This is a genomic window from Streptomyces hygroscopicus (assembly GCF_026168105.1).
GTDB lineage: Bacteria > Actinomycetota > Actinomycetes > Streptomycetales > Streptomycetaceae > Streptomyces > Streptomyces hygroscopicus_D.
Genome location: NZ_LBMW01000015.1, coordinates 38,764 through 61,587, shown reverse-complemented (window position 1 = coordinate 61,587; position 22,824 = coordinate 38,764). Strand labels below are relative to the sequence as shown.

General features: G+C 71.5%; 16 protein-coding genes and 1 pseudogene. 9 read left to right on the top strand and 8 right to left on the bottom strand.

What is annotated here, in order from left to right; all coding sequences use genetic code 11:
• Nucleotides 1-408: 408 nt before the first annotated feature.
• From AAW14_RS16715 to AAW14_RS16705, 3 genes and pseudogenes are all read left to right on the top strand, one after another.
• Nucleotides 409-618: pseudogene (locus tag AAW14_RS16715) on the top strand (transposase); the annotation flags it as partial.
• A 778-nt stretch (nt 619-1,396) separates the two neighbouring features.
• On the top strand, nt 1,397-2,419 hold the full coding sequence (locus tag AAW14_RS16710; protein WP_265564635.1) for a hypothetical protein: 1,023 nt from the start codon (nt 1,397-1,399) through the stop codon (nt 2,417-2,419).
• Between the two features lie 243 nt (nt 2,420-2,662).
• A complete protein-coding gene (locus tag AAW14_RS16705; RefSeq protein WP_265564634.1) occupies nt 2,663-3,589 on the top strand; it encodes an oxidoreductase in 927 nt (308 codons plus the stop codon).
• 60 nt (nt 3,590-3,649) lie between these two features.
• Here AAW14_RS16705 and nirD read toward each other — a convergent pair whose 3' ends face one another.
• From nirD to AAW14_RS16675, 6 genes are all read right to left on the bottom strand, one after another.
• Nucleotides 3,650-4,003: a nitrite reductase small subunit NirD gene (gene nirD / locus AAW14_RS16700; protein WP_265564633.1), complete on the bottom strand. Its 354-nt coding sequence runs from the start codon at nt 4,001-4,003 to the stop codon at nt 3,650-3,652.
• Nucleotides 4,000-6,609, bottom strand: a complete 2,610-nt coding sequence (nirB, locus tag AAW14_RS16695; RefSeq protein ID WP_265564632.1) for a nitrite reductase large subunit NirB — start codon at nt 6,607-6,609, stop codon at nt 4,000-4,002. Before nirB ends, nirD begins: the two co-directional genes overlap by 4 nt.
• A complete protein-coding gene (locus tag AAW14_RS16690) occupies nt 6,609-7,844 on the bottom strand; it encodes an NAD(P)/FAD-dependent oxidoreductase (protein WP_265564631.1) in 1,236 nt (411 codons plus the stop codon). Before AAW14_RS16690 ends, nirB begins: the two co-directional genes overlap by 1 nt.
• Nucleotides 7,845-8,010: 166 nt before the next feature.
• Entirely contained in the window at nt 8,011-8,649 is a 639-nt protein-coding gene (locus AAW14_RS16685; RefSeq protein ID WP_265564630.1) for a class F sortase, read from the bottom strand.
• Between the two features lie 115 nt (nt 8,650-8,764).
• Nucleotides 8,765-9,295 carry a hypothetical protein gene (locus AAW14_RS16680; protein ID WP_265564629.1) on the bottom strand — a complete coding sequence of 177 codons (531 nt, stop codon included), beginning with the start codon at nt 9,293-9,295 and terminating at the stop codon, nt 8,765-8,767.
• Between the two features lie 638 nt (nt 9,296-9,933).
• Complete coding sequence (locus AAW14_RS16675; protein WP_265564628.1) at nt 9,934-11,583, bottom strand: M4 family metallopeptidase; 1,650 nt, start codon at nt 11,581-11,583, stop codon at nt 9,934-9,936.
• Nucleotides 11,584-11,796: 213 nt separating this feature from the next.
• On the opposite strand from AAW14_RS16675, the gene AAW14_RS16670 reads away from it, so the two are divergent.
• Nucleotides 11,797-12,207, top strand: a complete 411-nt coding sequence (locus AAW14_RS16670) for a gamma-glutamylcyclotransferase family protein (protein WP_265564627.1) — start codon at nt 11,797-11,799, stop codon at nt 12,205-12,207.
• Between the two features lie 55 nt (nt 12,208-12,262).
• Here AAW14_RS16670 and AAW14_RS16665 read toward each other — a convergent pair whose 3' ends face one another.
• Both AAW14_RS16665 and AAW14_RS16660 read right to left on the bottom strand, forming a co-directional pair.
• Nucleotides 12,263-14,425 carry a molybdopterin oxidoreductase family protein gene (locus AAW14_RS16665; RefSeq protein WP_265564626.1) on the bottom strand — a complete coding sequence of 721 codons (2,163 nt, stop codon included), beginning with the start codon at nt 14,423-14,425 and terminating at the stop codon, nt 12,263-12,265.
• 214 nt (nt 14,426-14,639) lie between these two features.
• Nucleotides 14,640-15,335 carry a SanA/YdcF family protein gene (locus AAW14_RS16660; protein WP_265564625.1) on the bottom strand — a complete coding sequence of 232 codons (696 nt, stop codon included), beginning with the start codon at nt 15,333-15,335 and terminating at the stop codon, nt 14,640-14,642.
• 268 nt (nt 15,336-15,603) lie between these two features.
• Here AAW14_RS16660 and AAW14_RS16655 point away from each other — a divergent pair, with 268 nt between their 5' ends.
• The 5 genes from AAW14_RS16655 to AAW14_RS16635 all read left to right on the top strand — a co-directional run bounded on the left by AAW14_RS16655 (nt 15,604) and on the right by AAW14_RS16635 (nt 22,823).
• Nucleotides 15,604-16,506 carry a sirohydrochlorin chelatase gene (locus tag AAW14_RS16655; protein ID WP_265564624.1) on the top strand — a complete coding sequence of 301 codons (903 nt, stop codon included), beginning with the start codon at nt 15,604-15,606 and terminating at the stop codon, nt 16,504-16,506.
• Nucleotides 16,507-16,590: 84 nt separating this feature from the next.
• Nucleotides 16,591-17,940 (top strand): deoxyguanosinetriphosphate triphosphohydrolase, encoded by a 1,350-nt coding sequence (locus AAW14_RS16650; protein ID WP_265564623.1) that lies wholly within the window; start codon nt 16,591-16,593, stop codon nt 17,938-17,940.
• A gap of 93 nt (nt 17,941-18,033) precedes the next feature.
• Nucleotides 18,034-19,299, top strand: a complete 1,266-nt coding sequence (locus AAW14_RS16645) for an NAD(P)/FAD-dependent oxidoreductase (protein ID WP_265564622.1) — start codon at nt 18,034-18,036, stop codon at nt 19,297-19,299.
• A gap of 169 nt (nt 19,300-19,468) precedes the next feature.
• Entirely contained in the window at nt 19,469-21,373 is a 1,905-nt protein-coding gene (gene dnaG / locus AAW14_RS16640; RefSeq protein ID WP_265564621.1) for a DNA primase, read from the top strand.
• Nucleotides 21,374-21,557: 184 nt separating this feature from the next.
• On the top strand, nt 21,558-22,823 hold the full coding sequence (locus AAW14_RS16635; RefSeq protein WP_265564620.1) for an RNA polymerase sigma factor: 1,266 nt from the start codon (nt 21,558-21,560) through the stop codon (nt 22,821-22,823).
• The last annotated feature ends 1 nt before the right edge of the window (nt 22,824 follow it).

Below are 22,824 nucleotides of genomic sequence, written 5' to 3'. Positions count from 1 at the left end.
TCCGGCCGTTCCCGCCGGGCGCGCGGCGCCCGGCACGGCGCCCGGGCCTCCGGGGCCGTCGTTGCTCACCTGACCCTCACCGACGCGACGACGGTCCCGGCACACCAGGAGGGGCGGCACCCTGTGCGGGGGTGCCGCCCCTTCGTGCATCATCTGCGGAGACTGACAAGCTACGTCGCTGACCAGGCAAAACGGTGTTTGCTTGCGCTGGTTGGCGTTGAACCTGCGTGACGCCGTTGTGCCCTCCAGGCGCGGCCAGCGTATGTCGGCGTCAAGTCGTGACAGAACATCTGCTTCTGGCCCCTGTACACGGGCACCACGATCGCGATCAACTCGTGGCGGGCCCGGATGCGGCTCGACGCCTGGGTCCAAGACCGTGTCCTACGTGGCCTGTTGGTAGTTGAGTGGATCACGGGGAGTGGGCGGTGGGGTCGGATCGTTCCGGAAGGTCTGTGGGAGTTGGCGAGGCCGTTGCTACCGCCTGCGCGGGTGCGACCGCAGGGCGGCGGGGTCGCAAACATCGATGATGAGGCGCTGTTCGCCGCGATCATCTACGTGCTGGTCGGCGGCTGTGCCTGGCGGGCACTGCCGCCGTGCTTCGGCGCGTCGAAGTCGACCGACATGGTCCAAGGCAAGGCGAGCTGTTCGGGCTGGAGGACGGAGACCCTGCCGAGACTGTGACGGTCAAACAACAGTTGATCGGTCCCGACAAGGGCGTGCCGTACCTCGGAGAAGCGAAGACCAGGCAGAGCTATCGGTATGTTTCGCAAGGGCGTTCGGTCATAGACGAGATCGCACGACACCGCGAGGAGTTCCCGCCGCAGGTCGTGTGCATCGAGGATCGGACGAACCCCAGGAAGCCCGTATGGCGCCATCCTGGAACCCCGCAGGATGCATTGGACTTCGGTTGCGGTCGACGCGTAGTTACCCTGGAGAATCGCGCTCAGCGCTTCCGAGTGCACCGTCACCGAATGGTGTCGGTATGGAACTGGCTGCCGCCGTGAGTGCGCGTGCGGTGTGTCACTGGCGGCTATTCAGGCGAGATCTCTCGGTTGAATTGTGATCGTAACTGGGCGTGTTGCCTTCCCGCCGATTGATCCGACATGAATCATTTCTGTCGGTATTCCGGTATCACTTACGGGAACGACACTCGCGATCCGCCCAAGGAGCCCCGGTGCGTCTGAGCATCTCTCGTATCGCTCCCATTCTCATGGGACTCACCTCCGCCGCTTTTGGCGTAGGTACGCCGCCCGCTACTGCACAACCTGCCCCACCGGGTCCGGACCCACTCGGCGTGTCGCAGTCGGCTACGGCCCCCACCAACCCAGTGGTCGGCACTCCCTCAGCCGAGGCAAGCGGAACCACTCCTGCCACCAGCCGGCCGCGGGTGATGAACGTGACCAGCTGCAGCGAGAGCGACCTGCAAGCCGCGATCGGCGCCGTAGCCACAGTGGGCGGCACGGTCAACCTCAGGCCCCGTTGCACCTACACCCTCACCGACGCCGCACCGCCCAACGACGACAACGGACTGCCGGTCATCACCAATAACGTTACGATCAACGGACGCGGCGACACCATCACCCGAGCCGCAACCGCGGCCAATTTCCGTTTCTTCGAAATCGACGGCCCCAATGGAAACCTCACTCTCAACGCCCTGACCCTCAGCAACGGTCACGCGTCCAGTGGCCTTGGCAACGGCCGGGGCGGTGCCATCTGGCTCCGGGGCGGCGGTTCCGCACTGACGCTGAACAACACCAGCCTCACCACCAACACCGCCGACATCTTTGGCGGGGCCATCGACAACGACAATGGCGCGGTGAACGTCAACAGGAGCACGCTCTACAACAACAGGGCGAGTTCCGGCGGGGCCCTGTTTGTCAGCCCATTCGGAGGTTCCGGCACGGCGACCATCGACAGAAGCAGCATCACCGGCAACCACGCAACCGGCCAACTGGCTGGCGGGATCGCCGCCGCCGTCGGCACGAAGGTGACGCTGACCAGCACCCGAGTCACCCACAACGACGTCACCGTTAGAGGTGCGCTGGGCGGCGGCATCGCGCAAGCCGGAACCATGACGCTGAAGAGAAGCAAGGTCATTGGCAACAGCGCCACCGGTACCAATGCGCAGGGCGGCGGCATCTATAACCTCAGCGGCACGGTGAAGCTCACCAGCGACAGCCCGGTCACCGGCAACACTGCCAACGGCACGAACTCCCGCGGTGGAGGCGTCTTCAATACGGCCGGCGGCACGGTGGCTCTCACCCGCAGCCCGGTAACCAAGAACCAGGCGCTGGGAACGGGCGCAAACGGTGGCGGCATCCTCAACGCCAGCGGCACGGTGACGCGGATCGACAGTCCCGTCGCCGGTAACCAGCCCAACAACTGTGGTAGCCCCAGCACGGTACCCGGCTGCTCCTAGTAGCTCCAGCAGCGTTTCGCTATCTAGCCTGGTCAGAGGCATCGTCGGACCCCGCTCGCACGTACGGGTTGGTCATGTCATCCCCCCACGGAGTCATGTGAGGGGGTGACCGTAGGACCCGGGCCACCCCTTGTGAAGGAATGGTGTCCAGTCTGTGATGAGGTGTCGCTCCGTGTGAGAGGCGCGGCGCCAGGACATCCCCCGTACGCTGAGACCTCACCCGCATGCGGAGGGAGTTCTTCCATGTCCGGCTGGAACGTCCGTGACCTTCCGGGGCTGAGCGGCCGTACCGCCGTTGTCACCGGGGCCAACAGCGGGCTCGGGTACGTCGTCGCGCGGGAGCTGGCGCGCGCGGGGGCCCGCGTGGTGCTCGCGTGCCGCAGCGAGGAGCGGGGGAAGGCCGCGGTCGAGCGGGTGGTCGGTGAAGTGCCGGGCGGTGACGCCCAGTTCGCACGACTCGACCTCGGGGATCTGGCCTCCGTCCGGGAGTTCGCTGCCTCGTTCCCGTACGAGCGGGTCGATCTGCTCGTCAACAACGCCGGGGTGATGGCACTGCCCTACGCGACGACGGCGGACGGGTTCGAGACCCAGTTCGGCGTCAACCACCTGGGGCACTTCGCGCTCACGGGGCTGCTGCTGCCCGCGTTGCTCGCCGCCCCCGGGGCGCGGGTCGTGACCGTCTCCAGCATGATGCACGCCCTCGCCAACATCGACATCCGCGACCTCAACAGCGAGCGCCGTTACCGGCCTTGGGTCGCCTACGCCCGCTCCAAGACCGCCAACCTGCTCTTCACGCACGAACTGGCGCGCCGACTGGCGGCTGCCGGGTCCGACGTGGTCGCCGCCGCCGCCCACCCGGGGTACGCGGACACCAACCTGCAGACCGCGGGGCCGCGGGCGGCGGGACGCAGGGGCGCCGAGCGGCTGATGGAGATCGGCAACCGGGTCTTCGCCCAGTCGGCCGAGGCGGGCGCGCTGCCCGGGCTGTACGCGGCGACCGCGCCGGACGTCCGCCCCGACTCCTTCACCGGCCCCTCCTTCGCCATGTGGCGCGGAGCGCCGGCACCGTCCTGGCGGGCGCGGTGGACCCTCGACGACGCGGCGGCGGAACAGCTCTGGGCCGCTTCCGAGCGCCTCACGGGGGTGACGTACGACGCCCTGAAGGCGTGATGGCGCCGACGGGGTCGTCCGCCGTCACTCCCGGGCGGTCCGCCCCTCGTACGCCGCTCCTCAGGCGGTCCGCACCTCGTACGCCTCCACTCGCACCGTCTCGTCGTCCAGGCACTGCCCCGACAGCAGGTCGAACCGCTGCTTCAGCAGGGGCGAGGCGACGAACGGGCGGCTTCGGTGCGTGCCCGTCAGGCCGCGCGAGAGGACCGCCGCGCCGGTGAAGGGATCACGGTTGTCGATGGCGTACATACAGCCCGCGCGGTCACGGAAGAGCGCCACCTGGCGGCCGTCCGGAAGCAGGGCCGCCACTCCGCGGCCCGGGACCAGCAGGCTCGCGTCGCAGACCGTGAACCAGCTGTCCTCGTCGAGCCGGAGCTGGACCTTCAGAGCGGTGGTCTCGAGTGTCAGGGTCATCGCTGGGCGCTTCCTTCCAGGGTTCGCGTGCCGATGGTCAGCAGCGGCAGGTCGGGCTTGATCTGGTCGCGCTCGGGGACGAAGGCGACCACCGGGTCGGGGGTGTCCGGCGCGTTCACGAAGGACACGAACCGGGCCAGCTTCTCCGGGTCGTTGACGGTCTCCGCCCACTCGTCGCGGTAGCCCGCGACATGGGCGGCCATCAGGGACTCCAGCTCCGCGCAGATGCCGAGCGAGTCGTGCACGACCACGTCCCGTACGTGGTCCAGGCCGCCGGGGATCCGCTCCAGCCACACGGAGGTCCGCTCCAGGCGGTCGGCCGTGCGGATGTAGAACATCAGGAAACGGTCGATCAGCCGGACCAGTTCGGCGTCGGACAGGTCCTGCGCCAGCAGGTCCGCGTGGCGCGGTGTGGCGCCGCCGTTGCCGCCGACGTACAGGTTCCAGCCGTTGGCCGTGGCGATCACCCCGAAGTCCTTCGACTGGGCCTCGGCGCACTCACGGGCACACCCGGAGACCGCAGACTTCAGCTTGTGCGGCGAGCGCAGGCCCCGGTAGCGCAGCTCCAGGTCGATCGCCATGCGCACGGAGTCCTGGACGCCGTAGCGGCACCAGGTCTGGCCGACGCAGGACTTCACCGTACGGAGGGCCTTTCCGTAGGCGTGCCCGGACTCGAAGCCGGCGTCCACCAGCCGCGCCCAGATCAGCGGTAGTTGCTCGACCCGGGCGCCGAACATGTCGATCCGCTGGCCGCCGGTGATCTTCGTGTAGAGGCCGAAGTCGCGGGCGATCTCGCCGATCACGATCAGCTTCTCGGGGGTGATCTCACCGCCGGGGATGCGCGGCACGACCGAGTACGAACCGTTCTTCTGCAGATTGGCCAGGAAGTGGTCGTTGGTGTCCTGCAGGGCGGCCTGCTCGCCGTCCAGGACATAGCCGTCGGCGCCGATCGTCGGGGCGAGCGAGGCGATGATCGAGGCCACCGCCGGCTTGCAGGTCTCGCAGCCGTCGCCGCCGCGCGCCCCCTCACGCCCGTACCGGTCGAGCAACTGCTGGTAGGAGGAGATGCGCAGGGTGAGAACGATCTCGTACAGCTCCTCGCGGGTCTGCGAGAAGCAGCCGCACAGCCCCTTGTCGACCTCGACGCCGCTCGCCTCCAGCTCGTCGTCGACCAGCCGGCCCAGCACCTTGACGCAACTGCCGCAGCCCGTGCCGGCCTTGGTGCACTTCTTCACCTCGGGCAGGGTCGTGCACCGGTGCTCGGTGACCGCGCCGCGGATCGTGCCCTTGGTGACGTTGTGGCAGGAGCAGATGACCGCCTCGTCCGGCAGGGCGGACGGGCCCAGCTGCGCCGGGGCGCCGGATCCGGCGGGCAGCACCAGCTGCTCGGGAGCGACGGGCGGTACCGAGCCGGTGAGGGCGCGCAGGGTGCCGTACGCCTCCGCGTCACCGACCAGGATGCCGCCGAGCAGCTCGCCGTCGCGGCCGATGACCAGCTTCTTGTAGGTGCCCGAGCGCGAGTCCGCGTAGACGACGTCCAGGCAGTCGGCGGTGGTGCCGTGCGCGTCGCCGAAGGAGGCCACGTCGACGCCGAGCAGTTTCAGCTTGGTGGACAGGTCGGCACCGGTGAAGGCGGCCTCGTCGGCGGCGATCGTGGCGGCGGCCGTCTCGGCCATCTCGTAGCCCGGCGCGACCAGGCCGTACACCCGGCCGTCGGCCGCCAGCGCGCACTCGCCGATCGCGAACACATGCGGATCGGAGGTGGTGCGGCACCGCTCGTCCACCGTGATGCCGCCGCGCTCACCGACGGCGAGCCCGCAGTCGCGGGCGAGCTGGTCGCGGGGGCGGACACCGGCGGAGAACACGACCAGGTCCGTGGGAAGTTCGGAACCGTCGGACAGCTTCATGGCCGTCACCGCGCCGTCCTCGCCGACGACGATCTCCTGGGTGCCCGTGCCGGTGTGGACGGCCAGGCCCATGTCCTCGATGGTGCGCAGCAGTGCGGCTCCACCGCCCTCGTCGACCTGTACCGGCATAAGACGCGGCGCGAACTCCACGATGTGGGTGGTGAGTCCCAGGCCCTTGAGCGCACCGGCCGCCTCCAGGCCGAGCAGGCCGCCGCCGACCACCGCGCCGGTCGTCGCCCGCCTCCTCGCGTACTCCTCGATCGCCAGCAGGTCCTCGATGGTGCGGTACACGAAGCAGCCCGTCGCGTCCTTGCCGGGGACCGGCGGGACGAACGGGTAGGAGCCGGTGGCGAGGACGAGGGTGTCGTAGGAGACCGTGAGCCCGGAGCGGGCGGTGACCGTCCGGGAGTCCCGGTGGATCGTCAGGGCCGGGTCGCCGAGGTGCAGCTCGATCCCGTGCGTCTCGATGAACTCCGCGTCCGTCATGGACAGTTCTTCGGGCGTGGTGCCCGAGAAGTACGAGGTGAGCTGGACCCGGTCGTAGGCGGGGCGCGGCTCTTCGCACAGCACGACCACGCGGTGCGTGGCGGTCAGGCCCCGTTCGGCGAGCGCTTCGAGGAAGCGGTGGCCGACCATGCCGTGGCCGACGAGCACGATCGTGGGGCGGGGGCCGGTCCCCACAAATGCGGTCGTGGACATCAGGAGCCTCCATCGTTGGTGAGCAGGTGGAGCAGAGGGGCGCCGTCGGCGGGGAGCGGCTCTGCTCCCTCCCAGGCACGGGCGAGCGCGCCGACGGTGCCGAGTTCGCCGACGAGTACGCCGCCGACCAGCCGGTCGTCGCGCACGACGACCTTGCGATAGGTGCCGCGGGTGGCGTCGGCCAACTGCACGACGTCGTCGCCGGGGCGGGGGTCCGTCTCGCCGAAGGCGGCGAGGTCGAGGAAGTCCTGCCCGGCGAGAGTGAGCCGGGTCAGGGACCGGGTTCCGGTGTAGCGGGCGCCCGGGTCGCCCGTGCCGCCGGCCTCGCTCGCGAGCAGTTCGGCCAGGACATCGGCCTGTTCGAGCGCGGGTGCGGCGAGTCCGTACACGGTGCCGTCGTGCTGGGCGCAGTCGCCGATCGCCCGGATGTACGGGTCGGAGGTGCGCAGTTCGTCGTCGACGAGAACGCCGTTGTGGACGGCGAGCCCCGCGTCCTGGGCCAGGCCCACCCGGGGGCGGACGCCGCAGGTCAGCACCACGAGGTCGGTGTCGAGGGCGTATCCGTCGGCCATCTCCACGGAGCGGACCGCGCCACCGAGCGTGCGTACGCCGCGGACACGGGTTTCGGTGTGGACCTCGACGCCCAGACCCGTGAGGTGGCGGCGCACCAGCCGGGAGGCGGACGGATCGAGTTGACGCTCCAACAGGTGTTCGGCCTGCTGGGCGAGGACGACCTGGGCGCCGCGGGCGGCGAGCGCGCGGGCGGCCGAGACGCCGAGGAGCCCGCCGCCGATGACCACGGCGCGTACGCCCTCGCGCACGGTCTTGGCGAGGCCCAGGCAGTCGTCCATCGTGCGGAACGCATGCACGCCCTCGGGGAGCTCGGGCCGACCGGGGGTGAGCAGGCCGCGCAGCGGGGGGAGGACGGGGTTGGAGCCGGTGGCGAGGACGAGCGTGTCGTATGCGATCAGCGAGTCGTCACAGCAGTGGATCTCGCGGGCCGCGCGGTCGATCAGGGTGACCCGGGCGCGGACGAGGCGCTCCGGGGCCGGGAGGGAGATCACCTCGGGCGCGTACCGGCCGGCCAGCACGTCGGCGAGCAGGACACGGTTGTACGGGGGGTGCTCCTCCTCGCCGACGAGCAGGGCGGACAGGCCGAGCTCGCCGAGCCGCCGGGCGAGACGGGCGCCCGCGAGTCCGGCACCGATCACCACCACACGCGTATTCGAGGTCATGCACCGCAGCGTGCGGTGCTTACGTTACCCGGCCGCATCACCACTGTTTCCCGCGGGGAACGCTGCCCTCAGTGGGGGCCGGGCGCGGGTGTGAGGGTTCCGTACGGGGGTGCGGGGCGGGTGTGAGGGGCCGTCCCCCGGCACCCGGGCGAGCCCCCGGGTGCGCTCAGCGGCCGGCCGTCAGATGGGCGAACACGACCACATTGCCCTGGTAGCCCGTAGTCCTCGAGTAGCCGCCGCCGCAGGTGATCACGCGCAGTTCGGGGCGTTTGGCCGCCCCGTACACCTTGTCGTCGGGGAAGTTCCTCGCCGCGTACACCTCGACCGCGTCCACCGTGAACACGGCCGTCGAGCCGTCACGGCGGTCCACCTCGATGGTGCTGTCCTTCCTCAGTGCGCCGAGATCGTAGAAGACGGCCGGGCCCTGGGCGTTGTCGACGTGCCCGGCGACGATCGCCGTGCCCGTCTCGCCGGGCATGGTGCCGGCCTCGTACCAGCCGGCGAGGTTCTTCTTCTGGGCGGGCGGCACGTCGAGGCTGCCGGAGCCGGTCAGGCCGAGGCCGATGAGGGGCGCGTTCACATGGATCGAGGGGATGCGGATGCGGTCGGGCGGCGAGGGCGCGAGCGCGGACGCGGCGGACCCCTCGTGGTCGGGGTCGGCGGCCGCCTGCGCGGCCGACGGCTGCGGCGGTGCCTCGCTCTCGGCGGCACTGCGCAGCAGCCATGCACCAGAACACAGGGCGACCACCGTGACGGACGCTATGGCGGCATCACCGACCGTGCCGGACCTGCCGACGTTGCGCACGTGAGCCTCCTTCCTGGATGCCGGTGTGCGGGGCCCCCTCCGGGCCGCGAGGGGCAGTCGGACCCGGAGGGGGAGGGGATGGCGGTACCGGCGGACGGACGGCGGAGGGTGTCCGTCAGATCCCGTCGCCTCTCGCCCGGCGATGCAGGAGCCAGGTACCGCCCGCGGCGGCGATGGCCAGAGCCGTCACACCGGCCGCGGTCTTCACCGGGTCGGGGCCGAGTGCGCCGCCGACCCCCGTCTTGACGCTGCCTCGCGGACGCGTCGGATCCTTGGCCGCGGCTGCGGTCAGGGCCACCACCAGATCGCCGGTCACGGTCGCGTGCCGGCCGGCCGAGCACTTGGCGACGATCTCGTACGTTCCCGGCTGCGCGCTCGGCGGCACCCGGAACCGCCCGATCGCGTCCTGCTCGTGCGCGCTGGGCGCGAGCATGAACGTGCCGCCGCCGACCGCTGTGGCGTCGCCCGCCGCCGAGCCGTCCGCGCCGCACGCCGCCGTGTTGACGGTGACCTCGGCTCCGGGCACGGCCGTGGAGGGGAAGACCTCCAGGCTCCTGGTGTCACCGCCGAACGCGGGCGTGGCGACCGTCGTCCCCGCGACGACGGCGAGCGCGGTACCGGTCAGCAGACGGGACGTACGTCGCATCGTGGTGCTCCTCCGAGAGGGCACGGCCCGCGGCACCCCCGGCGGGCCGCTGCGTCGGTCGTACCCCTGCCCTTCCGAGGAAAGGGCCGCTCGGTGACGGCCGCTCGCTGACGGTCTGTCAGAAATACGGTGAACGGGTGCCGCCAGGGGCGCTCCACGGGGCGGCCGCGGCGGCATTCGGCCAGGTCACCGCCGTGCGGCCGGTGGCATTCCGGGGAAGAGCCCGAAGGGCCGAGGGTCGTGCTGTGAACGGGTGACGGGTCGCGGCCGGGTCAGGGTCGCCCCGGCGCGCCCGCCACGGGTGTGGCGGCGGAGTCCTCGGAACCCCACGCCGGGCTGATCGGCGGGGGCGCCGCCGCGGTGCGTGTCGCGGGTGCCGCGGCCGTCGTCGGCTCACGGCGCCCACGGGCGACCGGGTCCCCACCCGCGAACCGTCGGCACAACCGACATCCCGGCGGACCGAGCCGTCCGTGAGCCCGAGCAGGAACGTCCTCACACCCGGTTCGTCGCTCTCGTGGAGGTGGAGGTGGAGGTGGAGGTGGAGGTGGAGGTGGAGGTGGAGGGCAGGCGGTCGGACAACGGGTGACGGCCGCCCCGGTACGACACCGAGGCGGCCGCTCACACACCCGGCGGGAGGGTCAGTGCACGTTCACCGCGCTCCACACCGCCGCCACCGCGTCGTACTCCGTGCTGCCCGCGCCGTACAGGTCCTTCGCCGCGTTCAGCGTCGCCGTCCGGGCGCCCGCGTAGTTCGTCGTGGACGTCATGTAGACGGTCAGCGCCCGGTACCAGATCGCGCCCAGCTTGTCCCGTCCGATCCCGGTCACCGTCGAGCCGTTGCAGGTGGGGGAGTCGTAGGAGACGCCGTTGACAGTCTTCGCGCCGCTGCCCTCCGCGAGCAGATACGCGAAGTGGTTCGCGACGCCCGAGGAGTAGTGGACGTCGAGGTTCCCGACCGTGGAACTCCAGCAGTCCGCGGAGTTACCGTCCTTGGACGGCTTGTCCATGTACCTGAGCGCCGTCCTGCCGAAGCCCGAGCGGACGATCTTCTCGCCGATGAGGTAGTCGCCGGGGTCGGCCGAGTTGCTGGCGTACCACTCCACCAGCGTGCCCATGATGTCCGAGGTCGCCTCGTTCAGACCGCCCGACTCGCCGGAGTACTGCAGCCCCGCCGTCTTCGACGTCACGCCGTGGGTCATCTCGTGCCCCGCCACATCCAGCGCCACCAGCGGTCCGAACGTCGTCCCGTCACCGTCGCCGTACGTCATGCAGAAGCAGTTGTCGTCCCAGAAGGCGTTGTTGTAGTTGGTGCCGTAATGCACACGGTTGTACGAGCCCTTGCCGTCGCCCGCGATGCCGTTGCGGCCGTGGACGTTCTTGTAGTAGTCCCACGTCATGTCGGTGCCGTACTGCGCGTCCACCGCCGCCGAGGAGCGGTCCGACGTCGTGCCGGAGCCCCAGTGGTTGTCGGAGTCCGTGAACAGTGTGGCGGGTGCGCGGCTCAAGCAGACCACGAGGTAGCACAGGTCCGACTTGTTCGCGGCGTCGCCCGTGTAGGTGTTGCCGCGCGTCGGGTCCTTGAGCTGGTACGTCGAGCCCGACGGTGTCGTCTCCAGCGGAACCGTGCCGCTGTAGAGGGACTTTCCGTCGCCGGTCGCCGTCTCGATGTTGTCCCACGCGTCGATCCGGCTGCCGGTGAGGGCGTCGGTGATGACGGTGCGGGCGACCGGGTTGCCGAGCGAGTCCTGTCCCGCCGCCTCGGTGCGCCAGGCCAGCCGGGGCGCGCCGTGCAGGGCGTCGACGACGAGCTGGGGCCTGGCGGTCACGTTCTTCAGCAGTTCACCGTTGTTGGCGGCGCGCAGCGCGGCGGTGGCGAGGTCCGCGGCCTTCGGCGCCTCGACCGTCGGGGTGGTCGTCGGCACGGAGATGTCGCGCCTGGTGGCCCGGTCCGCGCTGCGGTAGGAGCCGTTCGGGGCCAGGTGGACGACGAAGTCGCCGCCGAGCACCGGGAGGTGGAGGTAGGTCCGGTCGTAGCGCACGTGCTGGCTGCCGTCCGCGTCCACGACGACGTCCCGCACGCTCGTGCCCTGCGCCGAGGTCAGGCCCAGGCGCGCGGCCTGGTGCACAAGTGCCGCGGCGGCGTTGCCGATTGCGGTGGCCCGGCTGGGTCTTGCGGCGGCCCGGGCGGTGTGGGCCGGGGCCAGCGCGGAGGCCAGCAGGACCGCGGTGGTCGCGGCGGTACCGACAGCGGCGAGACGGGAACGTCGTATGTTCCGTATCTGACTCAAGGGACTCCTCGGGGGCGCCTGGGGAGGGCGAATGTGGGGAAGGGCCGGGACGGCGGCCCGGGTGTCCACATGGTTTAAGCGCCCACGACTTGTCGTGTCCAGAGTGTTTTCAGAGCATGGTGTGACGGTTGGGAATAGGTGTTGCAACGCCCCATGGACGCGGGAGAAGAGCGATCATGGTTGCGCCGGTAGGACCGACTGGGGAGCGGGCGTATGAGACTGCCGTTCTTCGTGTACGGGACGCTGCGTCCCGGCGAGCGCAACCACGACCTCTTCCTGCGCGGCCGCACCCGGTCCGAGGAACCGGGGCTGCTGCCCGGCGCGGTGCTGTACGAGGGCCCGGGTTATCCCTACGCCGTGGAGCAGGACGGCGGCACGGTATGCGGCGAGATCGTGACCGCGCTGCCCGAGGCGTACGGCGAACTGCTCGTCGCTCTCGACCGGTTGGAGGACTGTGTGCCGGGCGACCCCCGCAGCCTGTACGAGCGGGTGGAGCGGGAGGTGACGACCGCGGACGGCAGGACCGTACGGGCCTGGGTGTACGTCGCCGCGCCCGCCGTCGCGGCACGGCTGCGGGCGCACGGCAGGCATATCGGGGGCGGCGACTGGCACGCCCGCAGCTGAGCCGGCGTCCGGCCGGACAGGGCGGCGAGCGACTCGCGCACGGTCACCCGGTGAGTCACTGCGAGGGGACGCCGCCCACGCGCTCCAGTCGCACCGCGCACACCTTGAACTCCGGCATGCGGGAGGTGGGGTCGAGGGCCGGGTTGGTCAGCGAGTTCGCGCGGCCCTCGCCCGGCCAGTGAAAGGGCATGAAGACGGTGTCGGGCCGGATGGCGCGGCTGATCCGCACGGGTGCGACGGCCCGCCCCCGCCGTGAGACCACGGCCACCGCTTCCCCGTCCGAGGCGCCCAGCCGCTCGGCCAGGCGCGGGTGCATCTCGACGTACGGGCCGGGCGCGGCGGCGTTCAGCTCCTCGACGCGCCGCGTCTGCGCGCCGGACTGGTACTGGGCGACCACCCGTCCCGTGGTCAGCAGCACCGGGTACGCGTCGTCGGGCTCCTCGGCGACGCCCCGGTACGACACGGCGGCGAACCGCGCCCTCCCGTCCTCGGTGGCGAACCGGTCGAGGAAGAGACGGGGGGAGCCGGGGTGGAGCACGGGCGCCGCCTCGTCGTACGCGGGATCGTCGGGGAGCACGTCCAGCGAGGCGTCCTCGCACTCCTGCGCATCGGCCGGCGCCGGGCACGGCCAGAACAGGCCGTTCTCCTCGGCCAACCTCCGGTAGGTGATGCCGGAGTAGTCCGCCGGTCCGCCGGCGCTGGCGCGGCGGAGTTCCTCGAAGACCTCCTCCGGGTCCGTGGGGAAGCCCTTCTCCACGCCCAGGCGGGCCGCCAGTTCGTGCAGGACCTCCAGGTCGCTGCGGACCCCGGGCGGCGCTGGCAGGGCGCGGCGGCGCAGCAGTACCCGCCCCTCCAGACTGGTCGTCGTGCCCGTCTCCTCCGCCCACTGCGTGACCGGCAGCACGACGTCCGCGAGCTGAGCCGTCTCCGAGAGGACCACGTCGCACACCGCGAGGAAGCCGACCGAGCGCAGCCGGTCCTCGATGTGCGCGGCGCGCGGGGCCGACACCACCGGATTGGAGCCCATCAGGAGCAATGCACGGATGTCCGTGCCCAGCGCGTCGAGGAGCTCGTACGCGCTCCTGCCCGGACCCGGCAGCGCGTCCGGGTCCACCCCCCACACCTCGGCCACATGCCGCCGCGCCGCCGGGTCCGTCAGCTTGCGGTAGCCGGGCAACTGGTCGGCCTTCTGGCCGTGCTCGCGGCCGCCCTGCCCGTTGCCCTGCCCGGTCAGACAGCCGTAGCCGGACAGCGGGCGGCCCGCACGGCCCGTCGCCAGGCACAGGTTGATCCACGCGCCCACCGTGTCCGTGCCCTGCGACTGCTGCTCGGGCCCGCGCGCGGTCAGCACCATCGCGGCCTGAGGCGCGCAGAACAGCCGTACCGCCTCCCGCAGTTGGGGGACAGACACCCCCGTGATCCGTTCCACGTACTCCGGCCAGTGCGCCATCGCCGCCGCCCGCGCGTCTTCCCAGCCGCTCGTACGTTCCCGGATGTATGCCTCGTCCGTGCGCCCCTCGGCGACGATCAGATGCAACAGGCCGAGCGCCAGCGCCAGATCCGTGCCCGGCCGTGGTGCCAGGTGCAGATCCGCCTGCTCGGCGGTCCGCGTACGGCGCGGGTCGACGACGATCAACGTGCCGCCGTTCTCCTTGAGTTCCGTCAGATACCGCAGCGCGGGCGGCATCGTCTCCGCGAGGTTGGAGCCGACGAGGATCACACAGCCGGTCCTCGGGACGTCCTCCAACGGGAACGGCAGCCCGCGGTCCAGGCCGAACGCCCGCATGCCCGCTGCCGCCGCCGACGACATGCAGAACCGCCCGTTGTAGTCGATCTGCGAGGTGCCGAGGACCACCCTGGCGAACTTCCCGAGCGCGTACGCCTTCTCGTTCGTCAGACCGCCCCCGCCGAACACCCCGAGCGCGTCCGGGCCGTGCTCCGCGCGCGTACGTGAGATCTCCCCGGCGATACGGCCGAGAGCCTCGTCCCAGGTGGCGGGTACCAGGACGCCCTCGGAGCGCACCAACGGCGAGGTCAGCCGCACCCCGGGTGCGAGCAGCGCCGGAGCCGTCCGTCCCTTGCTGCACAGCGCGCCCCGGTTCACCGGGAAGTCCGTGCGCTCGGTCACCTCGACCCCTCCCTCCGGCAGGGGCGTCAGGTTCATCCCGCACTGCAGGGCGCAGTAGGGGCAGTGGGTGGGCGTCGAGACGGTCTGCATACCGCTCAGCGTGCTTCGGCCGTGTTACGTGCCGTGGCGGCTCCCTGTTACGCGGCCGGGACCAGGACCTCCCCGCCCGGCGGGCGGCGGCGTGAGGTCGCGACCCGTGCCTACGTTCAGCGAGCGCTGGCGGACGGCGCAGTGCGAAGGCGGGCGTGCCGGTGCACGGCAGCAACAGCAGCCAGGGCGGGTGTCGGATCCGTGAGGTCCACCCTCAGCCCCGCGCCGCCGCAAGGGCCTTCGCGACGCCTCGCTCCTTCGGGCCGAGGAACGTCGGATCCGGTTCGAACAGCACGTCCAGGGCGGCCTTGCCCGCCGCGAAGACCTCCCGGGTGCCGCCGTAGTACCAGGTCACGTCGTGCTTGTCGTCGACACCGACGCCGTACGACGTCACGCCCGCCGCCTGGCACAGGGCGACCGCGCGGCGGATGTGGAAGCCCTGGCTGATCAGGACCGCCCGGTCCACACCGAAGATCTTCTTCGCCCGGACACAGGAGTCCCAGGTGTCGAAGCCCGCGTAGTCGCTGACGATCCGGGACTCCGGCACGCCGTGCTTCGTCAGATAGGAGCGCATCGCGTCCGGCTCGTCGTAGTCCTTGCGGCTGTTGTCGCCCGTCACGAGGACAACCTTGATGCGGCCCGCCCGGTACAGCCGCGCCGCCGCGTCGAGACGGTGGGCGAGGTACGGCGACGGCTCGCCGTCCCACAGGCCCGCGCCGAAGACGACGGCGACCTGTGTGCGCGGCACGTCCTCGGTGGTGCGCAGCCGGCCGGCCGCGGCCAGGAACAGCCACGTCGCCGGCAGCAGCGCCAGGACACACAGCAGCACCAGCCCCTGCACGGCCCGCCGCCGCCCGGCACGCGTGCGCGGCAGTCCCCATCCCCGGATCCTCGGGCGCGGCAGGCCCATCGAAGCGTCCCCCCAGCTCGCGGCTTCACACGGCGTCGTCGATGTCGTCAATGTCTTCGTCGTCAATATCGTCAATGTCTTCAATGGGGACGCAGCGTATGGTGATCCGGTTTCGCGCGGGACGTGCGGGGCGCCCGAAACCTCCCACGCGCCCTCACCGCACCCGGCCTCTTGTCTCACACCCCCGGGCGCCCTCTCGTGAAACCCCGGAAAACACCCGTCACGGTTACGCAACCGCCCGGCAACGTCGTAGCGCCAGGATCGGTCCATGACGGCGTCGAACCCACCTCGCGACGAGTCCCACCTCCGCCCGGGCGGCCGGCCGCACCGCGGCGCCCACCTCGACAGCACGGCGCAACTCATGAACCGGATCACCAGCCAGCTCGGCAGCCAGCTCAGCCTCGTCTCCCTCGACGGCACCCGCCGCCCGGTCCCGCCCGCGCTCGTCCTCGTGGCACACGGCAGCCGCGACCCGCGCGCCCTGGCCACCGTGCGCACCCTGGCCGAACGCGTCCGCGAACTGCGCCCGCACCTGCCCGTGCAGCTCGGCCACATCGAGCTGAACGAACCCCTGCTGCCCGACACGCTCGCCTCCCTCGGCGACGGCCCCTCCGTCCTCGTACCGCTGCTCCTCGGCCGCGGCCACCACGTCAAGCGGGACATCCCCGAGGCGGCGGCCGCGGCGCGGGCCCACACCCGCGTGGCCGCCCCGCTCGGTCCGCACCCCCTGCTCGTGGAGACCCTGTACGCCCGGCTCGTCGAGGCCGGCTGGCGCACGGCACCGAGCGACGCCCAGCGCCGCGCGAGCGCGGTCGTGCTGGCAGCCGCCGGCTCCCGCGACCCGGACTCCGCCGTCGACACCCGCCGCACCGCGCAGCTCCTCGCCGAACGCCTCGGCGTCCCCGTCGTACCGGCCTACGCCTCCGCCGCCTCGCCCACCGTCCCCGCCGCGGTGCGTGCCCTCGCCGCCCGCGGCCGGCACCGGGTCGCCGTGGCCTCGTACTTCGCCGCGCCCGGCCGTTTCGCCGCCGAGTGCGCCGAGGCCGCTCCCTGGATCGCGGCGGCTCCGCTGGGTGCCCATCCGGCCATGGTCCGTCTGGTCGTGCACCGGTACGACCAGGCGCTCGCGGCCCCCGAGCCGGCCGCGGAACCGGCCCTGGCCTCGGCCTGACCGCCCCGCCCGGCGGAGCGAAACGCACCGGGTCGAACGGATGCCGACATCCCGATTGTCACCGGCTGCGTCTACTGTCGGGGCATGGACGGGACCGCACCGAAGGCCTACGACACCCCCGCGCCGTACGAGAACGGCTGGGCGGCCGGCTCCGCGTACGACGGCTCGGCGGTCGAGCGCTGGGCGCCCGAGCCCGACAAGCGCCCCGGCCGCACGGCCTTCCAGCGCGACCGAGCCCGGGTGCTGCACTCGGCCGCCCTGCGCCGCCTGGCGGGCAAGACCCAGGTCGTCACCCCGGGCACCCGGAGCCAGGTCTGGGACGCCAGCCCCCGCACCCGGCTCACCCACTCCCTGGAGTGCGCCCAGGTCGGCCGTGAGCTGGGCGCCGCCCTCGGCTGCGACCCCGACCTCGTCGAGGCCGCCTGTCTCTCCCACGACCTCGGCCACCCGCCCTTCGGGCACAACGGCGAACAGGCGCTGAACGAGTTCGCGGAGGACTGCGGCGGTTTCGAGGGAAACGCCCAGTCCCTGCGCCTGCTCGCCCGCATCGAGCCCAAGCGGTTCGTCCGCTCCGGACGGACCGGCGAACTCGTCAGCGTGGGCCTGAACCTGACGCGTGCGGCGCTCGACGCCGCCACCAAGTACCCCTGGCCGCGCGGCGACCACCCCACCGACCCCGGCTCCCGGAAGTTCGGGGTCTACGAGGACGACCGCCCCGTCTTCGACTGGGTCCGCAAGGGCGCCCCGGGCCACCGCACCTGCTTCGAGGCCCAGGTCATGGACTGGTCCGACGACGTGGCCTACTCGGTGCACGACTTCGAGGACGGTCTGCACGCCGGCCACATCGACCCGGGCTGCCTGCACGCCGAGCCCGAACGCCAGGCGGTCTTCGCCGTCGCCCTCGGACGGTACGTGCCGGCGGACACCGACCCCGAAGAGCTGGCCGAAGCCCTCGACCGGCTCCTCGCCCACGAGTGGTGGCCGCACGGGTACGACGGCTCCGCGGTCGCCCAGGCCCGGCTGAAGGACGCGACCAGCCAGCTCATCGGCCGCTTCTGCCTGGCCGCCGAGGGCGCGACACGGGCGGCGTACGGCAGCGGGCGCCTCACGCGGTACGCCGCCGAACTCGTCGTGCCGAGGAGCACCCGTATGGAGTGCGCGGTCCTCAAGGCCGTCGCCGACCGGTATGTGATGCAGCGCGCCGAACAGGAGCGGCTCCGAGCGGCCCAGCGCGTCGTCGTCGCCGAGCTGGCACAGGCGCTCACCGCCCGCGCGCCCGAAGGGCTCGATCCGCAGTTCCGGGCGCTGTTCGAGGAGGCGGCCGACGACCGCGCCCGCAAGCGCGCGCTCGTCGACCAGATCGCCTCGCTCACGGACGCCTCGGCCCGCTCCCTGCACGCCCGGCTCACGGGAGAACCCATGACCTGGACATGACCCTGAGTGGCCTGATCGGGCCACTCCCTCTTCCCGCATCACGCTGCGTGCGGGACGCTCCCATGTGGCGACATCGTTAAGAGGAGGCATCAAGTGGTCGACGCGGATCAGACATACGTCATCGTCGGGGGAGGTCTCGCCGGCGCGAAGGCGGCCGAGACGCTGCGTGCGGAGGGCTTCACCGGCCGCGTGATACTGATCTGCGACGAACGGGACCACCCCTACGAGCGGCCTCCCCTCTCCAAGGGCTATCTGCTCGGCAAGGAGGAGCGCGACAGCGTCTTCGTCCACGAGCCCGCCTGGTACGCGCGCAACGACATCGAGCTGCACCTCGGCCAGACCGTCGACGCCATCGACCGCGCCGCGAAGACGGTCCGCTACGGCGACGACGGCACGCTCGTCCACTACGACAAGCTGCTGCTCGTCACCGGCGCCGAGCCCCGCCGACTCGACATCCCGGGCACGGACCTCGCGGGCGTCCACCATCTGCGCCGCCTCGCCCACGCCGAGCGTCTCAAGGGCGTCCTGGCCGCGCTGGGCCGGGACAACGGCCATATCGTGATCGCCGGGGCCGGCTGGATCGGCCTGGAGGTCGCGGCCGCGGCCCGCGAGTACGGGGCGGAGGTCACCGTCGTCGAGCACGGGCCGACCCCGCTGCACAAGGTCCTCGGTCCCGAGCTGGGCAATGTCTTCGCCGAACTGCACCGCGAGCACGGCGTCCGCTTCCGTTTCGGCGTCCGGCTCACCGAGATCGTCGGCCAGGACGGCATGGTGCTGGCCGCCCGCACGAACGACGGCGAGGAGCATCCCGCGCACGACGTGCTCGCCGCGATCGGCGCGGCGCCGCGGGTCGCTCTCGCTGAGGCAGCGGGGCTGGAGCTGGCCGACCGTGCGCACGGAGGCGGAATCGTGGTGGACGCGCGCCTGCGGACGTCCGACCCCGACATCTACGCGGCCGGTGACGTCGCCTCCTTCCACCACCCCCTCTTCGGCACCCGGCTGCGCGTGGAGCACTGGGCGAACGCGCTGAACGGCGGCCCGGCGGCGGCCCGCGCGATGCTCGGCCACGACGTGACGTACGACCGGATGCCGTACTTCTTCACCGACCAGTACGACCTGGGGATGGAGTACTCGGGCTGGGCTCCGCCGGGGTCGTACGACGAGGTGGTGATCCGGGGTGACGCCGGGAAGCGGCACTTCATCGCGTTCTGGCTGAAGGAGGGGCGGGTGCTGGCCGGGATGAACGTGAACGTGTGGGACGTCACAGACGCCATTCAGCGCTTGATCCGGGAGCGGACCGTCGTGGACCAGGACGCATTGGCCGACCCGGGGGTGGCGCTGGAAAACGTGTCCGCCTGAGCGTGTCCGCCTGAGCGTGTCCACCCGAGCGTGTCCACCGGGCTCCGCCGCCGGGCGGGTGCGGGCCGTTCATGGCCCGTCGCGCCCACGCGTGCGGAGTCCCGCGCCGTCACAGGCCCGCGCTCCTTCGGGGCGCGGGCCTGTCGGTCCGTCCCCGTAGAATTCACGCGTGGCAGGACGGATCAACGACGAGGACGTGAAGGCGGTTCGGGACGCGGTCCCGATCGACGCCGTCGTGTCCGAGTACCTCCAGCTGCGCAACGCGGGCGGCGGGAACCTGAAGGGGCTGTGCCCCTTCCACGACGAGAAGTCCCCCTCCTTCCAGGTCAGCCCGGGCAAGGGCCTGTTCCACTGCTTCGGCTGCCAGGAGGGCGGCGACACCATCACCTTCGTGATGAAGGTCGACCACCTCTCCTTCTCGGAGGCGGTCGAGCGCCTCGCCGCCCGGGCGGGCATCACCCTGCGGTACGAGGAGGGCGGGTACAACCCCACCCACCAGCGCGGCGAGCGCATCCGTCTGGTCGAGGCCCACCAGCTCGCCGCCCAGTGGTACGCCGAGCAGCTGGACTCGGGGCCCGAGGCCGAGGCGGGGCGGAAGTTCCTGGCCGAGCGCGGCTTCGACCAGGCCGCCGCGGTCCACTTCGGCGTCGGCTACAGCCCCCAGGGCTGGGACCACCTCACCCGGTATCTGCGCGGCAAGGGCTTCAGCGACAAGGAACTGCTGCTCTCCGGCCTCTCCCAGGAGGGCCGCCGCGGCCCCATCGACCGTTTCCGCGGCCGGCTGATGTGGCCGATCCGCGACATCGGCGGGGACGTGGTGGGCTTCGGCGCCAGAAAGCTGTACGAGGCGGACAACGGACCGAAGTACCTGAACACCCCCGACACGGCGATCTACAAGAAGTCGCAGGTCCTCTACGGCATCGACCTGGCGAAGAAGGAGATCGCGAAGACGAGCCGGGCGGTGGTGGTCGAGGGCTACACCGACGTCATGGCCTGCCATCTCGCGGGTGTCACCACGGCCATCGCGACCTGCGGCACGGCATTCGGCGGCGAGCACATCAAGATCCTGCGGCGGCTGCTGATGGACAACGGCTCGGCGCGGGTGATCTTCACCTTCGACGGTGACGCGGCGGGCCAGAAGGCGGCCCTGCGCGCCTTCGAGGACGACCAGAAGTTCGCCGCCGAGACGTACATCGCGATCGCGCCGGACGGTATGGACCCCTGCGAGCTGCGCCTGGCGAAGGGCGATGAGGCGGTCGCCGACCTGGTCGAACCCCGCACGCCGCTCTTCGAGTTCGCGCTGCGCCAGATCGTGAGCCGCTACGACCTCGAGACCCCGGGGGGCCGCGCCGCCGCCCTGGACGAGGCGGCGCCGGTCGTCGCCCGGATCAAGAACAGCGGCGCCCAGCACGAGGTCGCGGTCCAGCTCGCGGGCATGCTCGGCATCCTCGACACCCAGTTCGTGGTCAAGCGGGTGGCGCAGCTGGCCCGTTGGGCACGCGACCGGGGCGGCAGAGGCCCCGCACCCGCCGGGTCCCGCGCCCCGCAGCCGTACCAGGCGGCTGCTCGCCCGGCCGTCTCGGGCCCCGCGCTCAACCTCCGCAACCCGGTCTACGCCACGGAGCGCGAGCTGCTCAAACTCGCCCTCCAGCAGCCCGAGTTGGTCTCCCCGGCGTTCGACGCGTACGGGGCCGACGAGTTCACCGCGGCGCCGTACGCGGCCGTCCGCGAGGCGATCCTGGAGGCGGGCGGCGCGGAGTACGGTGCGCAGGATCCGCAGGAGTACCTGGTCCGGGTCCGCGAGGCGGCCCCCGACGACACTGTCCGGGCCATGGTCACGGAACTGGCGGTCGAGGCGATCATGCGCAGGACGGTGGACGAGCTGTACGCGGGCACCGTGCTTGTCACGGTCCGCCGTCGCGCCGTCGAACGCCGCGTCCGCGACATCCAGAGCACCCTGACGCGCCTGGGCCACCAGGCCGACCCGGCCCATGCGTCCGCCGTGCAGAACGAGCTGTGGGTCCTCCAGAAGTACGACCAGGCGCTGAGGGAGAGGGGCGCGGCGGCGCTCTGAACACCCCATTGCGGGGAAGGGCCGGCTGCGTGTCCGGGCGCGGCTTTCCAACGGTACGGCTGGTTTGAACTCCCGTGGCGGACGCACCCGTCCGGCAGGGTAACCGCGCGGTCACGCAACGGACTCAAAAAGTGGTCGCACGCCCCTCGTGGCAGCGATGTGTCGTGCCCCACACTGGGTTCCGGTGCCTGAGTCCCCGGAGCGCGGCCGATCCGCCCATGGCGGGTCCGACACCCCCGCGGTTCCGCTCAACGACTACGGGATGGCCGGCGGGCGGACCGCCGGCCACATCCCCGACGTACCGCTGCCGCACTTTCCAGCAGCGACATTCCTGGAGGTCGCCCCCGTGCAGACCCAGACCCTGATAGAGACCGAGACCCGTGACGACGAGCCGGATGCCGACAGCGACGTCCTTCCGGCGATGCCACCGCAGGGCCGGCTCGCTCACCGCCCCGAGCCGGACCAGCCGCCTGCCGACGCCGCGGAGACCGAGCCGCCCGAACCCGTCGAACCGCTCCGCGGCCGTGCCGACACCGGCGGCCCCACCTCCGACCTGTTCCGCCAGTACCTGCGGGAGATCGGCCGTATCCCCCTGCTCACCGCCGCCGAGGAGGTGGAACTCGCCCGTCGTGTCGAGGCCGGCCTGTTCGCCGAGGAGAAGCTCGGCAACACCCCCGACCTCGACAGCGAACTCGCCCTGGACCTGGACCGGTTGGTGGTCATGGGGCGGATGGCCAAGCGGCGGCTGATCGAGGCCAACCTGCGGCTCGTCGTCTCCGTGGCCAAGCGGTACGTCGGCCGCGGGCTGACCATGCTCGACCTCGTCCAGGAGGGCAACCTCGGCCTGATCAGGGCCGTCGAGAAGTTCGACTACGCCCGCGGCTACAAGTTCTCGACGTACGCGACCTGGTGGATCCGCCAGGCCATGTCTCGCGCCCTGGCCGACCAGGCCCGCACCATCCGCGTCCCGGTCCACGTCGTCGAGCTCATCAACCGCGTCGTCCGCGTCCAGCGCCGTATGCTCCAGGAACGCGGCTACGAACCCACACCGGACGAGGTCGCCGCCCACCTGGAGCTGCCTCCCGAGCGCGTCACCGAGGTGCTGCGACTCGCCCAGGAGCCCGTCTCGCTGCACGCCCCCGTGGGCGAGGAGGACGATGTGGCACTCGGCGACCTCATCGAGGACGGCGATGCCACGAGCCCGGTCGAATCCGCCGCGTTCCTGCTGCTCAGGGAGCATCTGGAGGCGGTCCTGTCGACCCTTGGCGAGCGGGAGAGGAAGGTCGTCCAGCTCCGCTACGGCCTCGTCGACGGCCGCCCCCGCACGCTGGAGGAGATAGGCCGGATCTTCGGTGTGACCCGCGAGCGGATCCGCCAGATCGAGTCCAAGACCCTCAACAAACTCCGGGACCACGCCTTCGCGGACCAGTTGAGGGGCTACCTGGACTGAG

Bases quoted from the DNA above. Each gene is read 5' to 3' on its own strand.
- AAW14_RS16670 (WP_265564627.1), top strand. From the start codon at position 11,797: ATGAGACTGCCGTTCTTCGTGTACGGGACGCTGCGTCCCGGCGAGCGC.
- AAW14_RS16690 (WP_265564631.1), bottom strand. From the start codon at position 7,844: ATGACCTCGAATACGCGTGTGGTGGTGATCGGTGCCGGACTCGCGGGC.
- nirD (WP_265564633.1), bottom strand. From the start codon at position 4,003: ATGACCCTGACACTCGAGACCACCGCTCTGAAGGTCCAGCTCCGGCTC.
- AAW14_RS16680 (WP_265564629.1), bottom strand. From the start codon at position 9,295: ATGCGACGTACGTCCCGTCTGCTGACCGGTACCGCGCTCGCCGTCGTC.
- AAW14_RS16650 (WP_265564623.1), top strand. From the start codon at position 16,591: ATGGACGGGACCGCACCGAAGGCCTACGACACCCCCGCGCCGTACGAG.
- nirB (WP_265564632.1), bottom strand. From the start codon at position 6,609: ATGTCCACGACCGCATTTGTGGGGACCGGCCCCCGCCCCACGATCGTG.
- AAW14_RS16665 (WP_265564626.1), bottom strand. From the start codon at position 14,425: ATGCAGACCGTCTCGACGCCCACCCACTGCCCCTACTGCGCCCTGCAG.
- AAW14_RS16660 (WP_265564625.1), bottom strand. From the start codon at position 15,335: ATGGGCCTGCCGCGCCCGAGGATCCGGGGATGGGGACTGCCGCGCACG.
- AAW14_RS16655 (WP_265564624.1), top strand. From the start codon at position 15,604: ATGACGGCGTCGAACCCACCTCGCGACGAGTCCCACCTCCGCCCGGGC.
- AAW14_RS16705 (WP_265564634.1), top strand. From the start codon at position 2,663: ATGTCCGGCTGGAACGTCCGTGACCTTCCGGGGCTGAGCGGCCGTACC.